Genomic DNA, 15,804 nt, shown 5'->3' with positions numbered 1-15,804 from the left:
CTAGGTCAGGGGCTTTTTGCATGTCTTGGGGGCACGCTGGGGCCCCGTCGCTTGGTGCGGCGGGGCTCGTGGCCTGTCAGGTGGTGGCCCGCCCGATCAGGGTGCCGATGTGCCCTGTCCGGGGCGCGTCGAGGACCTGTACGTCGGCGTCCGCGAATCCGGCGCCACGAAGCAGTCTCTTCCACTTCCGGGGCGTGTAGCTGTAGCGGTAGGTGAACATGGCCGGTCCGGCGAAGCCGCCCTTGTACATGCCCTGCGGGCCGTAGGCGCCGGGAATGGCCGGCGGCTGCGAGAAGACGAACGCCCCGCCGGGAGTCAACCGTTCAGCGACGAGCGGGAACAAACGGGCTGGGGCTGTGAACCAGGCGGCGCCGAAGATGGAGTACACCGCGTCGAAGGTGTCGGTCGTGTCGGCGAGGTAGTCGAGGACTTCGGCGCATTCGAACCGCGCCCCGGTTGCCTTCCAGTGCTCCCGGGTCTTACTCACCATGACCGGGGACAGGTCTACCCCTGTGGCCTTGATGCCCCGACCCGTGAGGTAGGCCAGGGCCCGGCCCGTGCCACAGCCGATTTCCAGGACGGTGGCCGGTGCGCCGAGGAGTTCCGGGCCGGGCCCGTGCCCTGAGTACTGGGTCCAGCAGAAGACCGGCTCGGCGTCCGGCTTGAAGGCGCTCTCGGCGTAGGTGTCCCAGAGTTCGCGTTCGGCGTTGATGTCGTGGCGTGCGGACAACTGGATTCCTCTGTATGGCGGTTGGGCCGGCCACCCGGCCGCGGTGGGACGTTGGTCCTGGTGGCCGGCGAGAAATTTGGTCCCACCGCGGGTCGGTCAAGGGGTCAGTGGGAGTCGGGGACCATGTTGTCGCACGGAGAGCACTCCGCGCCGTCCACGGCCCACAGCTCCCCGTCGGGCTCGAACCCGTTGGCGCGCAGCATGTCTGCGGTGCGTAAGACGATGCCGTCGCGGCGGCGCTGGATGAAAGGTGCGTGGTGCTTGAACTCGCCGCTGTTGTAGGTGGCGAAGAACGCGAACAGGACCGGGGTGTCCAAGTAGATCTGGTGAACGCCCTTGTCGACGAGCTTGCCGACGCCGAGGTGCCAGTCAGGGCGCTCGATCGAGGTGAGCATGTACATCACGGCGTTCCCGAGGATGCGCTCGGCCATGTCGCGGACCATCTCGTTGTCGCGCAACAGCAGGGCGATTTCCCGGTCCCAGAGGGTCATGCCGCTGTCGAAGACGTTGATCGTCAGGTGCTTCACCTGTGGCTGTACCGCGTTGAGGAGTTCTCGTGGGTCACGGGTGCCCGTAGACACGGTGCGGGGTTCAAGGACTGTGCTCACGTCGTGCGGTCCCTTCTTTCGGTGGGGGACGCTGGAGCCTTGGGCTTGCAGCGGTGGCACCGGCACATCGGCATCGCGCTCGACGACAGTGGAGGGCCGCCCTCGCCCGCGTGTAAGGTGCGCGCTCCGGTGCGGTGACCGTCCGCGTGGATCACGTATGCGCTGATGCTGATTGCCATGCCAACGACGCTAGAAGCGGCGGCATTTGGTGCTCCACTTCCTTGCATCAGATTGCACGCGAGTTACCCGTGTGCGGCAATGGCGTCCGTGATCAAGTTCCGTGCCCTGCTCCCATACACGGCGATTTCGGCGAGTCCTGCGAAGGCCTTCGCGTACACCTCCGTCTCGCTCGGCGCGGTGACGTTCACGGCGGCGGTCAGAAGTTCTGCGCTTACCTGTCGGTCGTCGAAGAGATAGAACGCTTCGAGTGGCCAGATCTGACGCGGAGCAGTGAACGGGATGATGCCGAGGCTGACGTTCGGCAGGGCCATGACCGCCAGGAGGTTGCCGAGTTGCCCGGACATGGTCTCGGCATCTCCGATGCGGTACCGCAGGACCGTCTCTTCCAGCAGAAACGCGAAGGTGTGCCCACCCTCGTGCAGCGTCTGAGATCGCTCTGTCCGGGAGAGGGCAGCGTCGGGTGCATCGTCCGGCGTGCCTTGGAAACGTGCGATCGTCGACAGCAGCGCGGTCGCGTATGCCTCGGTCTGGAGGACGCCGGGAACGACATTGGAGCAGTAGATCCGGAAGTGCCGCGTGCCCGCATACAGCGGCAGCACCTCGTCCTGAGCGCGGCGCATGCCGTGCCGGTGCAGCTTCTTCCAGTGCACGTACATCTGATCGGCCTGCCGGTTGGCGGCCACAAGATCGGCCGCCAATTCTTCGGCGCCGCACGCTGCGCACCAGGTCTGCACGTCCGCGTCCGAGGGAGGAGTCCTGGCGTTCTCGATCCGGGATCGCTTCGACGGGCTCCAACCGCACTGACGGGCCAACTCCTCGCCAGTCAGTCCAGCTTCACGGCGTAGGTCCCGCAGCCTGACAGCGAGGCGTTCACGGGCAGCCTGGGCGGCTGACGAGGGGGAGGCAGTCATGTACCAGGTCTTCAGTCGTGTTGGTCAGACGACGTACTTCTCGTGGGGGATGCCGCGCTCCCACACCGTTTCGAAGGCCCGTGCAGCCAACTCGATGACGGCCGGCTCGGTGCGCACTTCCCACTTCGGCTCAGACCAGTTCCCGTCGCCCGCAAAGTGGTTGAACAGAACCGCAGTGCGGTCGAAGAGCCAGAAGTCGTTGCCTGGCAACGCGATGTCTGAGGCATGACGTCGGGGCAGCCATCGCACGTCTTCCCCGGCGTGCACGTTCACTGAGGCACCCGCATGCTCGTACTTGATGTACTCGGTCACCGGCTCGGACACGATGCGCGCCCGACGGACCGTCACGCCCCGGCCCGATGTGCGGCCGATCAGCTCAACCCATGGGGTCCAGTACGCCGAGGTGGGATCGGTATCCCGGTCGCCGGTGCGACGCCAGTGCTCGAAGTCCTCCCTTTCGTCGCCGACGCCGTAGGCATCGCGCATCTCCAGATGACATGCGGAGTGCTGGGTAGCCGCGAGCAGGTCTTCAAAGCTGGGTGCGTCGCTCGATGTCATCGCACGCCTCCCTGATCAGGTGTGTCATGCGGGCGGGCATCCGTATGACGGCCTCGTGGTCCGGTATCCCGACGGCGTGCCCGGGAACCTCCGTGGCTGCGCATTCGGCTTCCAGTTCTGCGCTGGGCCTCCAGCCCTGGAACACCAGCTCCGCGTTTTCCTCGTCGACCCACACTGTGGGAGAACCCTGCTGACCCGTGTCGGGATCAATCCCGATGAACCGTAATGCCATGCCTGCCTCCGGTGTGGAGCCGATTGCACCGCCTTGCATGACGATTCCTCGGACAGCGGAAGCGGTCAAGGTCCCCTATTCGCAGGGGGACTTGAACCAGCCAGATATTCGAGCGGCTGCCTTCGCTGTCTTGCGGGCGCGGGCAGAGAGCGCTCGCGTCTTCGGCAAGTGGGCCAAGTACCCGTGCTTCAAGTCGAGGAAGAAGTCGCGCAAGACCGCCGAGTACACGACCAGCGGGATCCGCTTCCTGGAGAATCTCCTCAGCTCCAAGTCCCCCGCCCCATGAACAGCCCAGCGACCGATCACCACACAGGGCACGGTCTAAGGAGACCGTTCCGACGCCGCCGGAGCCGTTGGGGGCGCAGCGGGCGGCGTCTGTCGAGGACGGCGGGCTCGGATGCTCCTGGCGCAGACCGACACCGTGCTGAACAGCGCGAGGGCCAGCGCGGCCGCGGTGACCGGCACCAGATAGCCCGCCCGCGCGCCCAGGTGCTCGACGGCCTGGCCGCCGAGCGCGCTGCCGCAGGCGATGCCGCCGAGCAGGCCGGTCACGGCGAGGGTCATGCCCTCGTTGAGGCGGCCCTCGGGGGTGCGGGCCTGCACCAGGCCCATGCCGGTGACCATGGTCGGCGCCGTCGCGATGCCGGCCACGAGCAGCGCCCCGGCGAGCAGCGGCAGCGAACCGGTCCCCGCGGCGAGCAGCGGCAGGACGAGCAGGGCCGTCATCCCGGCCAGGCAGCACAGGAAGCGCCGCTCGGCAGGGCCGCCCGGGGCGCGGGCGCCGTACAGCAGTCCCGCCGCGCACGAACCGGCCGCCTGCAGGGCGAGGACCGGGCCCGCCGCGGACGCCTGCCCCAGCCCGTCGGCGTACGCGACCGTCACCACCTCCATGGAGCCGAAAACCGCACCTGTGGCGAGGAAAACCGTCACCAGAGGGAGCATTCCGGGGGCGCGCAGAGGGGAGGCGGTTTTGGTCGGCCCGCTGTGGGGCGGCGGTTCCGTGGCGCGCTGGGCGGTGAAGAGCAGGATCCCGGCGAGCAGAAGCAGTGCGCCCGTGACGGTTCCCGCCTCCGGGAAGAGGCCGGTGCACAGGAGCGCGGCGACGACCGGACCGAGCATGAAGCACAGCTCGTCCGCGGCCTGTTCGAAGGAGTTGGCGGCGTGCAGCCGGGCCGGGTCGCCCGCGTACAGGTGCTGCCAGCGGGCGCGCGACATGCCGCCGGTGTTGGGCGTGGCGGCGGTCAGGGCGTACGCGGCGAACAGCGTCCAGGCGGGCGCCTCCAGGCGCACGCACAGGGCGAGCAGCAGCGAGCCGAGGACGGCGAGAGCAGTGGCGGGCACGGCGGTGCGGGCCTGGCCGTGCCGGTCCACGAGCCGCGCGGTGTACGGGGCGACCACGGCGGTCGCGGCGAGCCCGGTCGCGGTGACCGCCCCGGCGAGGGCGTAACTCCCGTACCGCTCGGCGATCATCATGATGGCGCTGACGCCGAACATCCCCATGGGGAGCCGGGCGACGAGGTTGCCGAGAGTGAACGCGCGGGTGCCGGGAGGCTCGAAGAGCCGGGCGTAGGGAAGGGGCATGCGGCCAGACTCCGCGCGGTGACGGTTCCGCGTCCAACACCTGTAGGAGCCCGATTCACGCGCGGTGGTTGTGGATCGCCGCGGCGGTAGATTGCGGCGGTGCCCCGAGACATAGAACCCCGGCTGCTGCGCTGCTTTCTGGCCGTCGCCGAGGAGCTGCACTTCACCCGCGCCGCCGCCCGGCTGCACATCGCCCAGCAGGCGCTCAGCCGTGATGTCCGCCGCCTTGAACGGGAGTTGGGGGTGGAGCTGTTCGTACGGACCACCCGGCAGGTGGCGCCGACCCCGGACGCGGAGCGGCTCGTCCCGTACGCGCGGCGGGTGCTCGCGGCCCAGGACGCGCTGCTCGCCGCCGCGACCGGGACCCGGCGGCCGCTGCTCGTCGACGTGAACAGCCCCGGTCTGGTCTTCGAGCGGCTGCTCGCCGAGGCCCGTGAACTCGCCCCGGACTGCGAGCTGATGGCCCGCTACGAGAGCGGCCTGACCGGCGCCGCCGCCGAGATCGTCGCGGGCCGCCTGGACGCCTCCTTCGGCCGGTACGCGGGCCTCGACGCCGCCCTGCGCGCCGGGCTCGCCCAACTCCCCGTACGGTACGAGCCGATGGCCGTGGTGCTGCCCGAGGAGCACCCGCTGGCGGGCCTGGCCGAGGTGCCGCTCGACGCGCTCGCGGGCGAGGCGGTGTACGCGGGCGCCGGGAACCCGCGGACGCCGGAGTGGACGGACCTGGCCCGCCGCCTGTTCGCCGGGCGCGGCATCGAGGTCGCCGCGCCCGCGCCGCTCGCGGTGGGTGCCGAGGAGTTCCGGCGGATCATGGCCAAGACCCGTACGCCGGTGCTCGCGGTGGTCGACTTCCCGGCGATGCCGGGCTGTGTGCTGCGGCCGCTGGTCGCGCCGGTGCCGCTGTCGCCGGTCTCCCTGGTGTGGCGCAGGGGCCTGCGGCACCCCGCCCTGGACGCGCTCAGGTCCGCCTGCGCACGGGCCGCGGCGCAGCGGGGCTGGCTGCGGCGCCCGGAGGATGCGTGGATTCCGGCCATGGACGAGCAGGTGATGGCGGGCAGGTGACGGCGGGCAGGTCAGGACGAGCCGGTCAGGACGAGCAGGTCATGACGAGCCGGAACCGATTGATGACGGGCCGCTCACACTTTGGCTGACCGGCGGGTGAGAGCAAGGTTGCGCGAAGGTCACCTGAGGGCACCGGCCTGAAATGCACCCTCCCTAGCGTCGCCGGCACGTACCGACGCATCCGTGGAGGCGTGATGACAGCCCCGACCACCACCGCACCCTCGCGCAAGGGGGGCCGCTGGATCGAGCAGTGGGACCCGGAGGACGAGGGCTTCTGGAAGCAGACCGGCTGGCACATCGCCCGCCGCAACCTCGCCTTCTCGGTCCTCTCCGAGCACATCGGCTTCTCCGTCTGGACGCTGTGGTCCGTGCTCGTGCTGTTCATGGGCCCGGAGTACGGCATCGACGCGGCCGGCAAGTTCTTCCTCGTGTCGATGGCGACGCTGGTCGGGGCCGTGGTGCGGGTCCCGTACACCTTCGCCGTGGCCCGCTTCGGCGGCCGCAACTGGACGGTCGTCGCGGCCTCGCTGCTGCTGCTGCCCACGGGCGCGGCGTTCTGGGTGATGGAACCCGGCACCTCGTACACCACGTTCCTGCTGTGCGCCCTGCTCACCGGCGTCGGCGGCGGCAACTTCGCCTCGTCCATGACGAACATCAACGGCTTCTTCCCGCTCCGCAGGAAGGGCTGGGCGCTCGGCCTGAACGCGGGCGGCGGCAACATCGGCGTGCCCGTGGTCCAGCTCATCGGCCTCGCGGTGATCGGCGCGGCGGGCGGCCCGCGCCTGCTGCTCGGCATCTACCTCCCGCTCGTCGTGCTCTCCGCGGTCTGCGCGTTCCTCTTCATGGACAACCTCGCGCCGGTACGGGGCGACACCGGCGCCGTCAAGGAGGCCGTACGGGACCCGCACACCTGGATCATGGCGTTCCTGTACCTCGGCAGCTTCGGCTCGTTCATCGGCTACAGCTTCGCGTTCGGCCTCGTCCTGCAGACCCAGTTCGGGCGCACCCCGCTGCAGGCCGCGTCGATCACGTTCATCGGGCCGCTGCTCGGCTCCCTGATCCGGCCCGTCGGCGGCGCGCTCGCCGACCGCTTCGGCGGGGCCCGGATCACCCTCGGGAACTTCGTCGCCATGGGCGCGGCGACCGCCGTGATCCTCGTGGCGTCCGTACGGGAGTCGCTGACCCTGTTCACCGCGGCGTTCATCGCCCTGTTCGTCCTGACCGGGCTCGGCAACGGCTCCACGTACAAGATGATCCCCGGCATCTTCCAGGCGAAGGCGCTCGCCCAGGGACTCGGAGGGGAGGAGGCGGCGGCCTACGGGCGCAGGCTGTCCGGCGCGGCGATGGGCCTGATCGGCGCGGTCGGCGCGCTCGGCGGGCTCGGCATCAACATGGCCTTCCGGCAGTCCTTCCAGGCCGTGGGCTCGGGCACCGCCGCGTTCGTGGCGTTCCTGGTCTGCTACGCCGCCTGTTTCGCCGTCACCTGGGCGGTATACCTGCGGCGCGTCACCCCGCGCCCCACGGGCCCGGCCGACGCCGAGCCCGCCCCGCGGCGCAGCTTCGCGCAGGTCTGACCGCGCGGCGGCGGGTTGCCGGCCGGGAGGTCGTACGGTTACGGAGCGGGGCGCCCCGTACGGCAGGGGCGAGGCGCCTCGTACGACATGTAACACGTACGACATCGGAGCGATCCGAGCCCGTCACTCCCCGTTGACATGCTGCGAGAGCTCAAGGCTCCTCAGTGCTCCTCAGTGAACGAGAACCTCATGCACCCCAATGACCAAGCAAAACACGGCCCGCTGGCCGGCTTCACCGTCGGTGTGACCGCCGCACGGCGGGCCGACGAGCTCGGCGCGCTGCTCACCCGGCGCGGCGCGGCCGTCCTGCACGCGCCCGCGCTGCGGATCGTGCCGCTCGCCGACGACAGCGAACTCCTCGACGCCACCCGGCAGATCATCGCGACCGCGCCCGACGTGGTGGTCGCCACCACCGCCATCGGCTTCCGCGGCTGGATCGAGGCCGCCGAGGGCTGGGGCCTGGGCGAGGCGCTTCTCGACCGGCTCCGCGGGCTCCGGCTCCTCGCCCGCGGGCCCAAGGTGAAGGGCGCGATCCGCGCGGCCGGGCTCACCGAGGAGTGGTCGCCCGGCTCCGAGTCGATGGCCGAGGTGCTCGACCGGCTGCTCGGCGAGGGCGTCGAGGGCCGCCGTATCGCCCTGCAGCTGCACGGCGAACCGCTCCCCGGGTTCGTCGAGTCGCTGCGGGCGGGCGGCGCGGAGGTCGTCGGGGTGCCCGTCTACCGCTGGATGCCGCCGGAGGACCTGGGCCCGGTGGACCGGCTGATCGAGGCGAGCCTCACGCGCGGCGTGGACGCCCTGACCTTCACCAGCGCACCGGCCGTCGTGTCCCTGCTCGACCGGGCCCGCGAACTCGGCCGGCTGGACCCGCTCCTGGCCGCGCTGCGCCACGACGTGCTGCCGGTCTGCGTCGGCCCGGTCACCGCCGTTCCCCTGGAGGCGCACGGCCTCGACCCGGTCCAGCCGGCCCGCTTCCGGCTCGGGCCGATGGTGCAGCAGCTCTGCGTCGAACTCCCGGCCCGCGCCCGTACGTTGCACCTCGCTGGGCACCGTGTGGAGATCCGCGGCCACGCCGTTCTCGTCGACGGCGAGCTGCGTGCGGTGCCGCCGGCCGGGATGGCCCTGCTGCGGGCGCTGGCCGAGCGGCCCGGCTGGGTGGTGGGCCGTGCGGAGCTGCTGCGTGCGCTGCCGGGGTCGGGGCGGGACGAGCACGCGGTCGAGACGGCGATGGCTCGCCTGCGGGCGGCGCTGGGGGTGCCGAAGCTGATTCAGACGGTGGTCAAGCGCGGGTATCGGTTGGCGCTGGACCCTTCCGCGGAGTCCGAGTACGCGGACGTGTAGGGGGAGCGGGGGTGCAGGGGCGGAGCCCCCGGACCCCCGGGGCGGAGTCCCCGAGGCGCCGCAGGCTTTCGGGAAAGGGGCGGGCAGGGGAAAAATAGGGGAGCGCCCCGTACCCGTACCCCAAGGCGGTGACACGCGCATGCCGGCAGCAGCGGCCTCGTGCGGCAGGACCTGCCTCGACCTCCTCGCGACCGCCCACCCCACCGAACACCTCAACGGCCCCGACACCCTCCGCGCCTGGATCCTCTGCGCAGGACTCGTCCCGCCCGGCACCCCGCTCACCGCCCTCGGCCCGGACTGCGTCACCGCCTTCCGCCAACTCCGCGCAGACATAAGGGAGTTGTTCACCCAGGACCCCTCCGGGACGGTCGCCCTCGACGCCGGGACGGCCGCCCTCGACCGCCTCAACGCCCGCGCCGCCCCCGCCCCACCCGCCCCGCACGCCGTGCGAACCCCCACCGGCGACCTCCTCCGCACCCTGCGCCCCGCCCCGGCCGGAGAGGCCCTGCTCGCGGCCGTCGCGCGGGACGCCGTCGACCTGCTCACCGACCCGGCGGCCCGCTCCCGCGTCCGGCAGTGCGAGGGCGAGGACTGCCCGCTGCTCTACCTCGACACCTCGCGCGGCCGGCGCCGCCGCTGGTGCTCCAGCGAGGTCTGCGGCAACCGGGTCCGCGTCGCCCGGCACCGCCGCAGAACCCATTGAACGCCGCGCCCCCCGCGCACGTACGTACTGAGCAAACCGGCGAACCGGTACCCCGGCGAACACCGGGACAGCGGAGGTGCGCGTGCGCAAGGATTCCGTCGTGGCAGCCGACCGTCGCCCGCGGGCCCGCCACCGCGCGCCCGGACCCCCGGGCGTCGACGAGGAGTTGATGCGCGCGCTCTACCGGGAGCACGCGGGCCCGCTCCTTTCGTACGTGCTGCGCCTGGTCGCCGGCGACCGGCAGCGCGCCGAGGACGTCGTGCAGGAGACCCTCATCCGGGCCTGGAAGAACGCGGGCCGCCTGCACCACGCCTCCGGCTCCGTACGGCCCTGGCTGGTGACCGTGGCCCGGCGTATCGTCATCGACGGCCACCGCAGCCGGCAGGCCCGGCCGCAGGAGGTCGACCCGTCGCCCCTCGATGTCATGCCCGCGGAGGACGAGATCGACAAGGCGCTGTGGCTCATGACGCTCTCGGACGCCCTGGACGACCTGACGCCCGCGCACCGCGAGGTCCTCGTGGAGACGTACTTCAAGGGCCGTACGGTCAACGAGGCCGCGCAGACGCTCGGCATACCGCCCGGCACGGTCCGCTCGCGGGTGTTCTACGCGCTGCGCTCGATGAAACTGGCACTTGCGGAGCGGGGGGTGACGTCGTGAACGCGTACGGGGGGCCGGGACCGCAGGGGTTCCCGGCGGGGGAGTCCGTGCACGAGCCGGTGGGGGCGTACGCCCTCGGCCTCCTGGATGAGCGGGAGACCGCGGCGTTCGAGGCGCATCTCGCCCAATGCGCCTACTGCGTACGGGAGTTGGGCGAGCTGGCCGGCGTGGAGCCGATGCTCGCCGCGCTCGCAGCGGACGGCGTGCCCGCACCACCCCGGCAGCCCGGCCGACGCCTCCTCGACGGCCTGCTCGCCGAGACCGCCCGCGAGCGCACCGGCCGCCGCAGACGCAGCCGCCTGCTGCTCGCCGCCGCGGCCGCCCTGATCGTCGCCGCCCCGCTCGCCGCCCTCGCCGCGACCGGCGAGGACCACCCGGGTACGCGTACGCCCGAGGCCCATCCGACGAGCCCCGCGCAGGACGCGTTCTTCCATCACATCGCCGACAAGGTCGCGGCGACCGACCCTGCGAGCGACGTCACCGCGACCGTCGGCACCGAGGCCAAACCCTGGGGCACGCACACCGTCCTGGAGCTGAAGAACGTCAAGGGCCCCCTGAAGTGCCGCCTCGTCGCCGTCGGCCGCAACGGCGAGGAGGAGACGGTCACGTCCTGGTCGGTGCCGGAGCGGGGCTACGGGATCGAGGACAGCCCGCACCCCCGGGCCCGCACCCCGCTGTACGTGCACGGCGGCGCGGCGATGGAGCGGTCCGACATCGACCGGTTCGAGGTCCGCACGTTCGACGGCCGACGTCTTGTGGAGGTCGACGCGTAACTTCGCGTACGGTTGACGGCTGCCCAGCACAGCAGAAGGGGAACTCGGTGGCCGACGCCAACGAAGTCATGCCGTCAGGCACACGGGGCCGGGAGATCGGTGCCGAACAGGCACACCTCGACCGGGTCTACCGCCGCCTCGAAGAGAAGATCCACGAGGCCGAGTTCCTCATGCACGACGCCGCCAAGCGCGGCCAGGTCGGCACGCCGGGCGCGCTCGCCGAGCGGGACGCGCAGGTGTTCCGCGCGGGCGTGCACCTCAACCGCCTCAACAACGAGTTCGAGGACTTCCTCTTCGGCCGCATCGACCTGCTGCTCGGCAAGGACGGCAAGAAGGGCCCGGACGGCGCGTACACCTCGGTCGAGCCCGCGGACGACGCGGTCCGGCCGGACCGCACGGCCGACATCGCCGAGACCCTGCACATCGGCCGCATCGGCGTCCTCGACGCGGACTACTCGCCGCTCGTCATCGACTGGCGCGCCCCGGCCGCCGCGCCGTTCTACCGCTCCACGCCGGTCGACCCGGGCCGGGTGGTGCGCCGCCGCGTCATCCGGTCCAAGGGCCGCAAGGTGCTCGGCGTCGAGGACGACCTGATGCGCCCCGAGCTGACCGCGTACCTGGACGGCGCCGAACTCCCGGCCCTCGGCGACGGCGCCCTGATGGCGGCGCTCGGCCAGGCCCGCTCGCACTCCATGCGGGACATCGTGGCGTCCATCCAGGCCGAGCAGGACCTGGTCATCCGCGCCCCCGCCGCCTCCGTGACATACGTGGAGGGCGGCCCCGGCACCGGCAAGACCGCCGTCGCCCTGCACCGCGCCGCGTACCTGCTCTACCAGGACCGGCGGCGGTACGCGGGCGGCATCCTGATCGTCTCCCCGACCCCGCTGCTCGTCGCGTACACCGAGGGCGTCCTTCCCTCGCTCGGCGAGGAGGGGCAGGTCGCGATCCGCGCGGTCGGCTCCCTCTACGACCAGCCGGACGGGGCGGAGGCGACGGTGTACGACGAGCCGCCGGTGGCCCGCGTCAAGGGGTCGTCGCGGATGCTGAAGGTGCTGCGCAAGGCGGCCCGCGGCGTGCTGGAGCACCCGGACGCGCCCACCCTGCTCCGGGTCGTCGCCTTCGGCCGCCGTATCGAGCTGGAGGCGGACGAGCTGGCCCGCATCCGGCAGGCCGTGCTCGGCGGCACCGCCCCCGTGAACCTGCTGCGCCCGCGCGCCCGCAAGCTGCTCCTGGACGCGCTGTGGGCCAAGTCCGGTGCGGCGAACCGGCATGCGGACCCGGAGCTGGCGGCCGAGCTGCGGTCCTCCTTCGACGAGGACGTGTCCACCGAGGACGCCTTCCTGGCGTTCCTCGCCGCCTGGTGGCCCGAGCTCACCCCGCGCCAGGTGCTCACCGCGATGGCCGACGAGAAGCGCCTCGGCCGCTGGTCCCGCCGGGTCCTCAACCCGGGCGAGACCCGCCGCCTGGCCCGCTCCCTGCGCCGCGAGGGCCTGTCGGTGCACGACGTGGCCCTCCTGGACGAGCTGCAGACGATGCTCGGCACCCCGGCACGGCCGAAGAAGAAGCGCGACCTTGACCCGCTGGACCAGCTCACCGGCCTGGAGGAGCTGATGCCGCAGCGCGAGGAGACCCAGCGCGAGCGCGCAGAGCGCCTCGCCCAGGAGCGGGTCGAGTACGCGCACGTCATCGTCGACGAGGCGCAGGACCTGACCCCGATGCAGTGGCGGATGGTGGGCCGCCGCGGCCGGCACGCCACCTGGACCGTGGTGGGCGACCCGGCGCAGTCCTCCTGGTCGGACCCGGACGAGGCCGCCGCCGCGCGCGACGAGGCCCTGGGCACCCGGCCCCGGCGCCGCTTCGAACTGACCGTCAACTACCGCAATCCGTCGGAGATCGCGGAGCTCGCGGCGAAGGTCCTGGCCCTCGCCATGCCCGGCTCGGTCGCCCCGAAGGCGGTCAGGTCGACGGGCGTCGAGCCGCGCTTCGCGGTCGTACGAGACGCAGTTGCCGTACCCGACGGGCCCGACGGCGATCTGGGCGCGGCGGTCCGCGCGCAGGCCGCGGCGCTGCTCGACCGGGTCGACGGGACGATCGGCGTGGTGGTCGCGATGCGCCGGCGCGCCGAGGCGGCCCGCTGGCTCGCGGAGCTCGGCGACCGCGTGGTGGCCCTCGGCAGCCTGGAGGCCAAGGGCCTGGAGTACGACGCGACGGTGGTGGTCTCCCCGGCGGAGATCGCCGACGAGTCCCCGGCGGGCCTGCGCGTCCTGTACGTCGCCCTGACCCGCGCCACCCAGCAGCTCACGGTCGTCTCGGGCAGGCGCGACGAGCCGGACGCGGCGGGCGTGCCGGACCTGCTGCGGGACTGACCGCGGCTGCCGAAAAGTGCCACCCGGGACGGGAATTGCCAACCCGGAATCCTTTGTTACCTTGGACGTGGCACCGGCCCGATCCAAGCCCCCGGGCCCAACCTTCGTCGCTACGAGCGACCACTTGCCGCGAGGCGAGCATGGCGGGTCGGTGTCACTTGAACGACACGGTCTTCGCACCGTACGAGAGGCCCGCGTCACCCATGGTGGCGCGGGCCTCTTCGTCGTCAGCCCTGGAGGTTCCTCCAGCGTTCAAGGAAACTCTTCCCACGATCCGCCACTTCTCGTATGGTGGAATATGTTTTCCGAATCCACTCGGTGAGCGTCCGAACCCGCCCCGGCGAGCGTGTGAACACAACGTTCTCAATCCGGGGCGGCTACCACGTACCCAGCGGTAGGTGCGACGATCGGATGACGCACGCGACATACAGGTGAAAGAGGAAGTCGGCATGGCAACGGCGCCCAGCGTCTCCTACTCGATGACGGTCAGGCTTGAGGTGCCTGCGAGCGGTACGGCCGTCTCGCAGCTCACCACGGCCGTCGAGTCCCACGGAGGCTCGGTCACCGGCCTCGACGTCACGGCTTCCGGCCACGAGAAGCTCCGTATCGACGTCACCATCGCCGCGACCTCCACCGCGCACGCGGACGAGATCGTCGAGCAGCTGAGCAACATCGACGGCATCGTGCTCGGCAGGGTCTCCGACCGTACGTTCCTGATGCACCTCGGCGGCAAGATCGAGATGGCGTCGAAACACCCCATTCGCAACCGCGACGACCTCTCCATGGTCTACACGCCCGGCGTGGCCCGCGTGTGCATGGCCATCGCCGAGAACCCCGAGGACGCGCGCCGCCTCACCATCAAGCGCAACACCGTTGCAGTCGTGACGGACGGCTCCGCCGTGCTCGGCCTCGGCAACATCGGCCCGATGGCGGCCATGCCGGTCATGGAGGGCAAGGCGGCCCTCTTCAAGCGCTTCGCCGACATCGACGCCTGGCCGATCTGCCTGGACACCCAGGACACCGACGCCATCGTCGAGCACGTCAAGGCGATCGCCCCCGGCTTCGCGGGCATCAACCTGGAGGACATCTCCGCGCCCCGCTGCTTCGAGATCGAGGCCCGCCTGCGCGAGGCCCTCGACATCCCGGTCTTCCACGACGACCAGCACGGCACCGCCATCGTCGTGCTCGCCGCCCTGACCAACGCGCTGCGCGTGGTCGGCAAGAGCGTCGGCGATGTCCGCGTCGTCATGTCCGGCGCCGGCGCGGCCGGTACGGCGATCCTGAAGCTGCTGCTCGCCGCCGGTGTCAAGCACGCCGTGGTGGCCGACATCCACGGCGTCGTGCACGCCGGCCGCGACGACCTCAAGGACGCGGCGGCCGACTCCCCGCTGCGCTGGATCGCGGACAACACCAACCCCGAGGGCGTCACCGGCACCCTCAAGCAGGCCGTCGTCGGCGCCGACGTCTTCATCGGCGTCTCGGCCCCGAACGTCCTCGGCGGGGACGACGTCGCGGCCATGGCGGACGACGCGATCGTGTTCGCGCTCGCGAACCCGGACCCGGAGGTCGACCCGGCAATCGCCCGTCAGACGGCGGGAGTTGTGGCCACGGGCCGCTCCGACTTCCCGAACCAGATCAACAACGTCCTGGTCTTCCCGGGCGTCTTCCGCGGACTGCTCGACGCCCAGTCGCGCACCGTGAACACCGAGATGATGCTGGCCGCCGCCACCGCCCTCGCGGACGTCGTCACCGAGGACGAGCTGAACCCGAACTACATCATCCCGAGCGTCTTCAACGACAAGGTCGCCGGTGCCGTCGCCGGGGCCGTGCGCAACGCCGCGAAGGCCGGCGAGGCCGCCGCCGGAGCCGCTTCCACCGCCTGATGTGACGGTTCCCACGGTGGTCGGGGCGGCGCGTCGTGGAACCTGCGCCGTCGCCCCGCCCTCTAGGGTTGCGGGCGGCGCGCCCTGAAATCCTGGGCGTGAACCGGGGCGTCCGCGGCCTTGAGTTGGACGGACCGTCGCGAACTTCGTCACCATTAGGACGAAGTGGCGCTTTTCGTGTGACTCCCCAGGGTGCCGGATTGGCTTTCCCGCCATTTTTAGGGGCAGGATGCGTCTCTAGGCGGGAGGGTTCGACGACTGACGGACCCGGGTCCGGGGACCCACGAAGGACCCTGGCAGCATCGGCTTCGCTGTGCTGAACATGCGGCTCGACCGCGTGGCACGCCTCAACGGCAAGAAGAACACGGGAGTACAAACATGAACCGCAGTGAGCTGGTGGCCGCGCTGGCCGACCGCGCCGAGGTGACCCGCAAGGACGCCGACGCCGTGCTGGCCGCGTTCGCCGAGACCGTCGGCGAGATCGTTGCCAAGGGCGATGAGAAGGTCACCATCCCCGGCTTCCTGACCTTCGAGCGCACCCACCGTGCCGCTCGTACCGCCCGCAACCCGCAGACCGGCGAGCCGATCGACATCCCCGCCGGCTACAGCGTGAAGGTTTCGGCCGGTTCGAAGCTGAAGGAAGCGGC

At 71.3% G+C, this 15,804-nt stretch carries 16 protein-coding genes; 10 read left to right on the top strand and 6 right to left on the bottom strand.

Annotation, left to right across the window (positions count from 1 at the left end; genetic code table 11):
- Positions 1-76: 76 nt before the first annotated feature.
- The 5 genes from QIS99_RS24830 to QIS99_RS24810 all read right to left on the bottom strand — a co-directional run bounded on the left by QIS99_RS24830 (position 77) and on the right by QIS99_RS24810 (position 3,219).
- Complete coding sequence (locus QIS99_RS24830; protein WP_282515860.1) at positions 77-730, bottom strand: class I SAM-dependent methyltransferase; 654 nt, start codon at positions 728-730, stop codon at positions 77-79.
- A gap of 104 nt (positions 731-834) precedes the next feature.
- On the bottom strand, positions 835-1,338 hold the full coding sequence (locus tag QIS99_RS24825) for a hypothetical protein (protein WP_282515859.1): 504 nt from the start codon (positions 1,336-1,338) through the stop codon (positions 835-837).
- 242 nt (positions 1,339-1,580) lie between these two features.
- On the bottom strand, positions 1,581-2,429 hold the full coding sequence (locus QIS99_RS24820) for a helix-turn-helix domain-containing protein (protein WP_282515858.1): 849 nt from the start codon (positions 2,427-2,429) through the stop codon (positions 1,581-1,583).
- Positions 2,430-2,453: 24 nt separating this feature from the next.
- Entirely contained in the window at positions 2,454-2,987 is a 534-nt protein-coding gene (locus QIS99_RS24815; RefSeq protein ID WP_282515857.1) for a DUF6879 family protein, read from the bottom strand.
- Positions 2,959-3,219 carry a hypothetical protein gene (locus tag QIS99_RS24810; protein WP_282515856.1) on the bottom strand — a complete coding sequence of 87 codons (261 nt, stop codon included), beginning with the start codon at positions 3,217-3,219 and terminating at the stop codon, positions 2,959-2,961. Before QIS99_RS24810 ends, QIS99_RS24815 begins: the two co-directional genes overlap by 29 nt.
- A 130-nt stretch (positions 3,220-3,349) precedes the next feature.
- On the opposite strand from QIS99_RS24810, the gene QIS99_RS24805 reads away from it, so the two are divergent.
- Positions 3,350-3,505, top strand: a complete 156-nt coding sequence (locus tag QIS99_RS24805; RefSeq protein WP_282515912.1) for a hypothetical protein — start codon at positions 3,350-3,352, stop codon at positions 3,503-3,505.
- Between the two features lie 35 nt (positions 3,506-3,540).
- Here QIS99_RS24805 and QIS99_RS24800 read toward each other — a convergent pair whose 3' ends face one another.
- Positions 3,541-4,800 carry an MFS transporter gene (locus QIS99_RS24800; RefSeq protein WP_282515855.1) on the bottom strand — a complete coding sequence of 420 codons (1,260 nt, stop codon included), beginning with the start codon at positions 4,798-4,800 and terminating at the stop codon, positions 3,541-3,543.
- A gap of 99 nt (positions 4,801-4,899) precedes the next feature.
- Here QIS99_RS24800 and QIS99_RS24795 point away from each other — a divergent pair, with 99 nt between their 5' ends.
- From QIS99_RS24795 to QIS99_RS24755, 9 genes are all read left to right on the top strand, one after another.
- Positions 4,900-5,862 carry a LysR family transcriptional regulator gene (locus QIS99_RS24795; protein WP_282515854.1) on the top strand — a complete coding sequence of 321 codons (963 nt, stop codon included), beginning with the start codon at positions 4,900-4,902 and terminating at the stop codon, positions 5,860-5,862.
- Positions 5,863-6,056: 194 nt separating this feature from the next.
- Positions 6,057-7,436, top strand: coding sequence for a nitrate/nitrite transporter (locus QIS99_RS24790; RefSeq protein WP_282515853.1), 1,380 nt, complete (start codon positions 6,057-6,059; stop codon positions 7,434-7,436).
- Positions 7,437-7,625: 189 nt separating this feature from the next.
- Entirely contained in the window at positions 7,626-8,774 is a 1,149-nt protein-coding gene (locus QIS99_RS24785) for a uroporphyrinogen-III synthase (RefSeq protein ID WP_282515852.1), read from the top strand.
- A gap of 139 nt (positions 8,775-8,913) precedes the next feature.
- Positions 8,914-9,477 carry a CGNR zinc finger domain-containing protein gene (locus QIS99_RS24780; protein WP_282515851.1) on the top strand — a complete coding sequence of 188 codons (564 nt, stop codon included), beginning with the start codon at positions 8,914-8,916 and terminating at the stop codon, positions 9,475-9,477.
- 76 nt (positions 9,478-9,553) lie between these two features.
- Positions 9,554-10,135, top strand: a complete 582-nt coding sequence (locus QIS99_RS24775) for a sigma-70 family RNA polymerase sigma factor (RefSeq protein WP_282515850.1) — start codon at positions 9,554-9,556, stop codon at positions 10,133-10,135.
- A complete protein-coding gene (locus tag QIS99_RS24770; RefSeq protein WP_282515849.1) occupies positions 10,132-10,908 on the top strand; it encodes an anti-sigma factor family protein in 777 nt (258 codons plus the stop codon). Before QIS99_RS24775 ends, QIS99_RS24770 begins: the two co-directional genes overlap by 4 nt.
- Positions 10,909-10,976: 68 nt before the next feature.
- Positions 10,977-13,274: a HelD family protein gene (locus tag QIS99_RS24765; RefSeq protein WP_282515906.1), complete on the top strand. Its 2,298-nt coding sequence runs from the start codon at positions 10,977-10,979 to the stop codon at positions 13,272-13,274.
- A 449-nt stretch (positions 13,275-13,723) separates the two neighbouring features.
- Positions 13,724-15,157 carry an NAD-dependent malic enzyme gene (locus QIS99_RS24760; RefSeq protein WP_282515848.1) on the top strand — a complete coding sequence of 478 codons (1,434 nt, stop codon included), beginning with the start codon at positions 13,724-13,726 and terminating at the stop codon, positions 15,155-15,157.
- 378 nt (positions 15,158-15,535) lie between these two features.
- The coding region (locus QIS99_RS24755; protein WP_282515847.1) for an HU family DNA-binding protein at positions 15,536-15,804 on the top strand (269 nt) is incomplete at its 3' end.

The organism is Streptomyces solicavernae, from assembly GCF_029968095.1.
GTDB lineage: Bacteria > Actinomycetota > Actinomycetes > Streptomycetales > Streptomycetaceae > Streptomyces > Streptomyces solicavernae.
Note: the sequence above shows the minus strand (reverse complement) of the source record. Positions and strands in the feature narration are given on the sequence as shown.

What these genes read in the sequence shown, in the direction of transcription:
- QIS99_RS24820 (WP_282515858.1), bottom strand. Translation starts at nt 2,429, where the DNA reads ATGACTGCCTCCCCCTCGTCAGCCGCCCAGGCTGCCCGTGAACGCCTC.
- QIS99_RS24810 (WP_282515856.1), bottom strand. Translation starts at nt 3,219, where the DNA reads ATGGCATTACGGTTCATCGGGATTGATCCCGACACGGGTCAGCAGGGT.
- QIS99_RS24800 (WP_282515855.1), bottom strand. Translation starts at nt 4,800, where the DNA reads ATGCCCCTTCCCTACGCCCGGCTCTTCGAGCCTCCCGGCACCCGCGCG.
- QIS99_RS24815 (WP_282515857.1), bottom strand. Translation starts at nt 2,987, where the DNA reads ATGACATCGAGCGACGCACCCAGCTTTGAAGACCTGCTCGCGGCTACC.
- QIS99_RS24785 (WP_282515852.1), top strand. Translation starts at nt 7,626, where the DNA reads ATGCACCCCAATGACCAAGCAAAACACGGCCCGCTGGCCGGCTTCACC.
- QIS99_RS24780 (WP_282515851.1), top strand. Translation starts at nt 8,914, where the DNA reads ATGCCGGCAGCAGCGGCCTCGTGCGGCAGGACCTGCCTCGACCTCCTC.
- QIS99_RS24760 (WP_282515848.1), top strand. Translation starts at nt 13,724, where the DNA reads ATGGCAACGGCGCCCAGCGTCTCCTACTCGATGACGGTCAGGCTTGAG.
- QIS99_RS24765 (WP_282515906.1), top strand. Translation starts at nt 10,977, where the DNA reads ATGCCGTCAGGCACACGGGGCCGGGAGATCGGTGCCGAACAGGCACAC.
- QIS99_RS24790 (WP_282515853.1), top strand. Translation starts at nt 6,057, where the DNA reads ATGACAGCCCCGACCACCACCGCACCCTCGCGCAAGGGGGGCCGCTGG.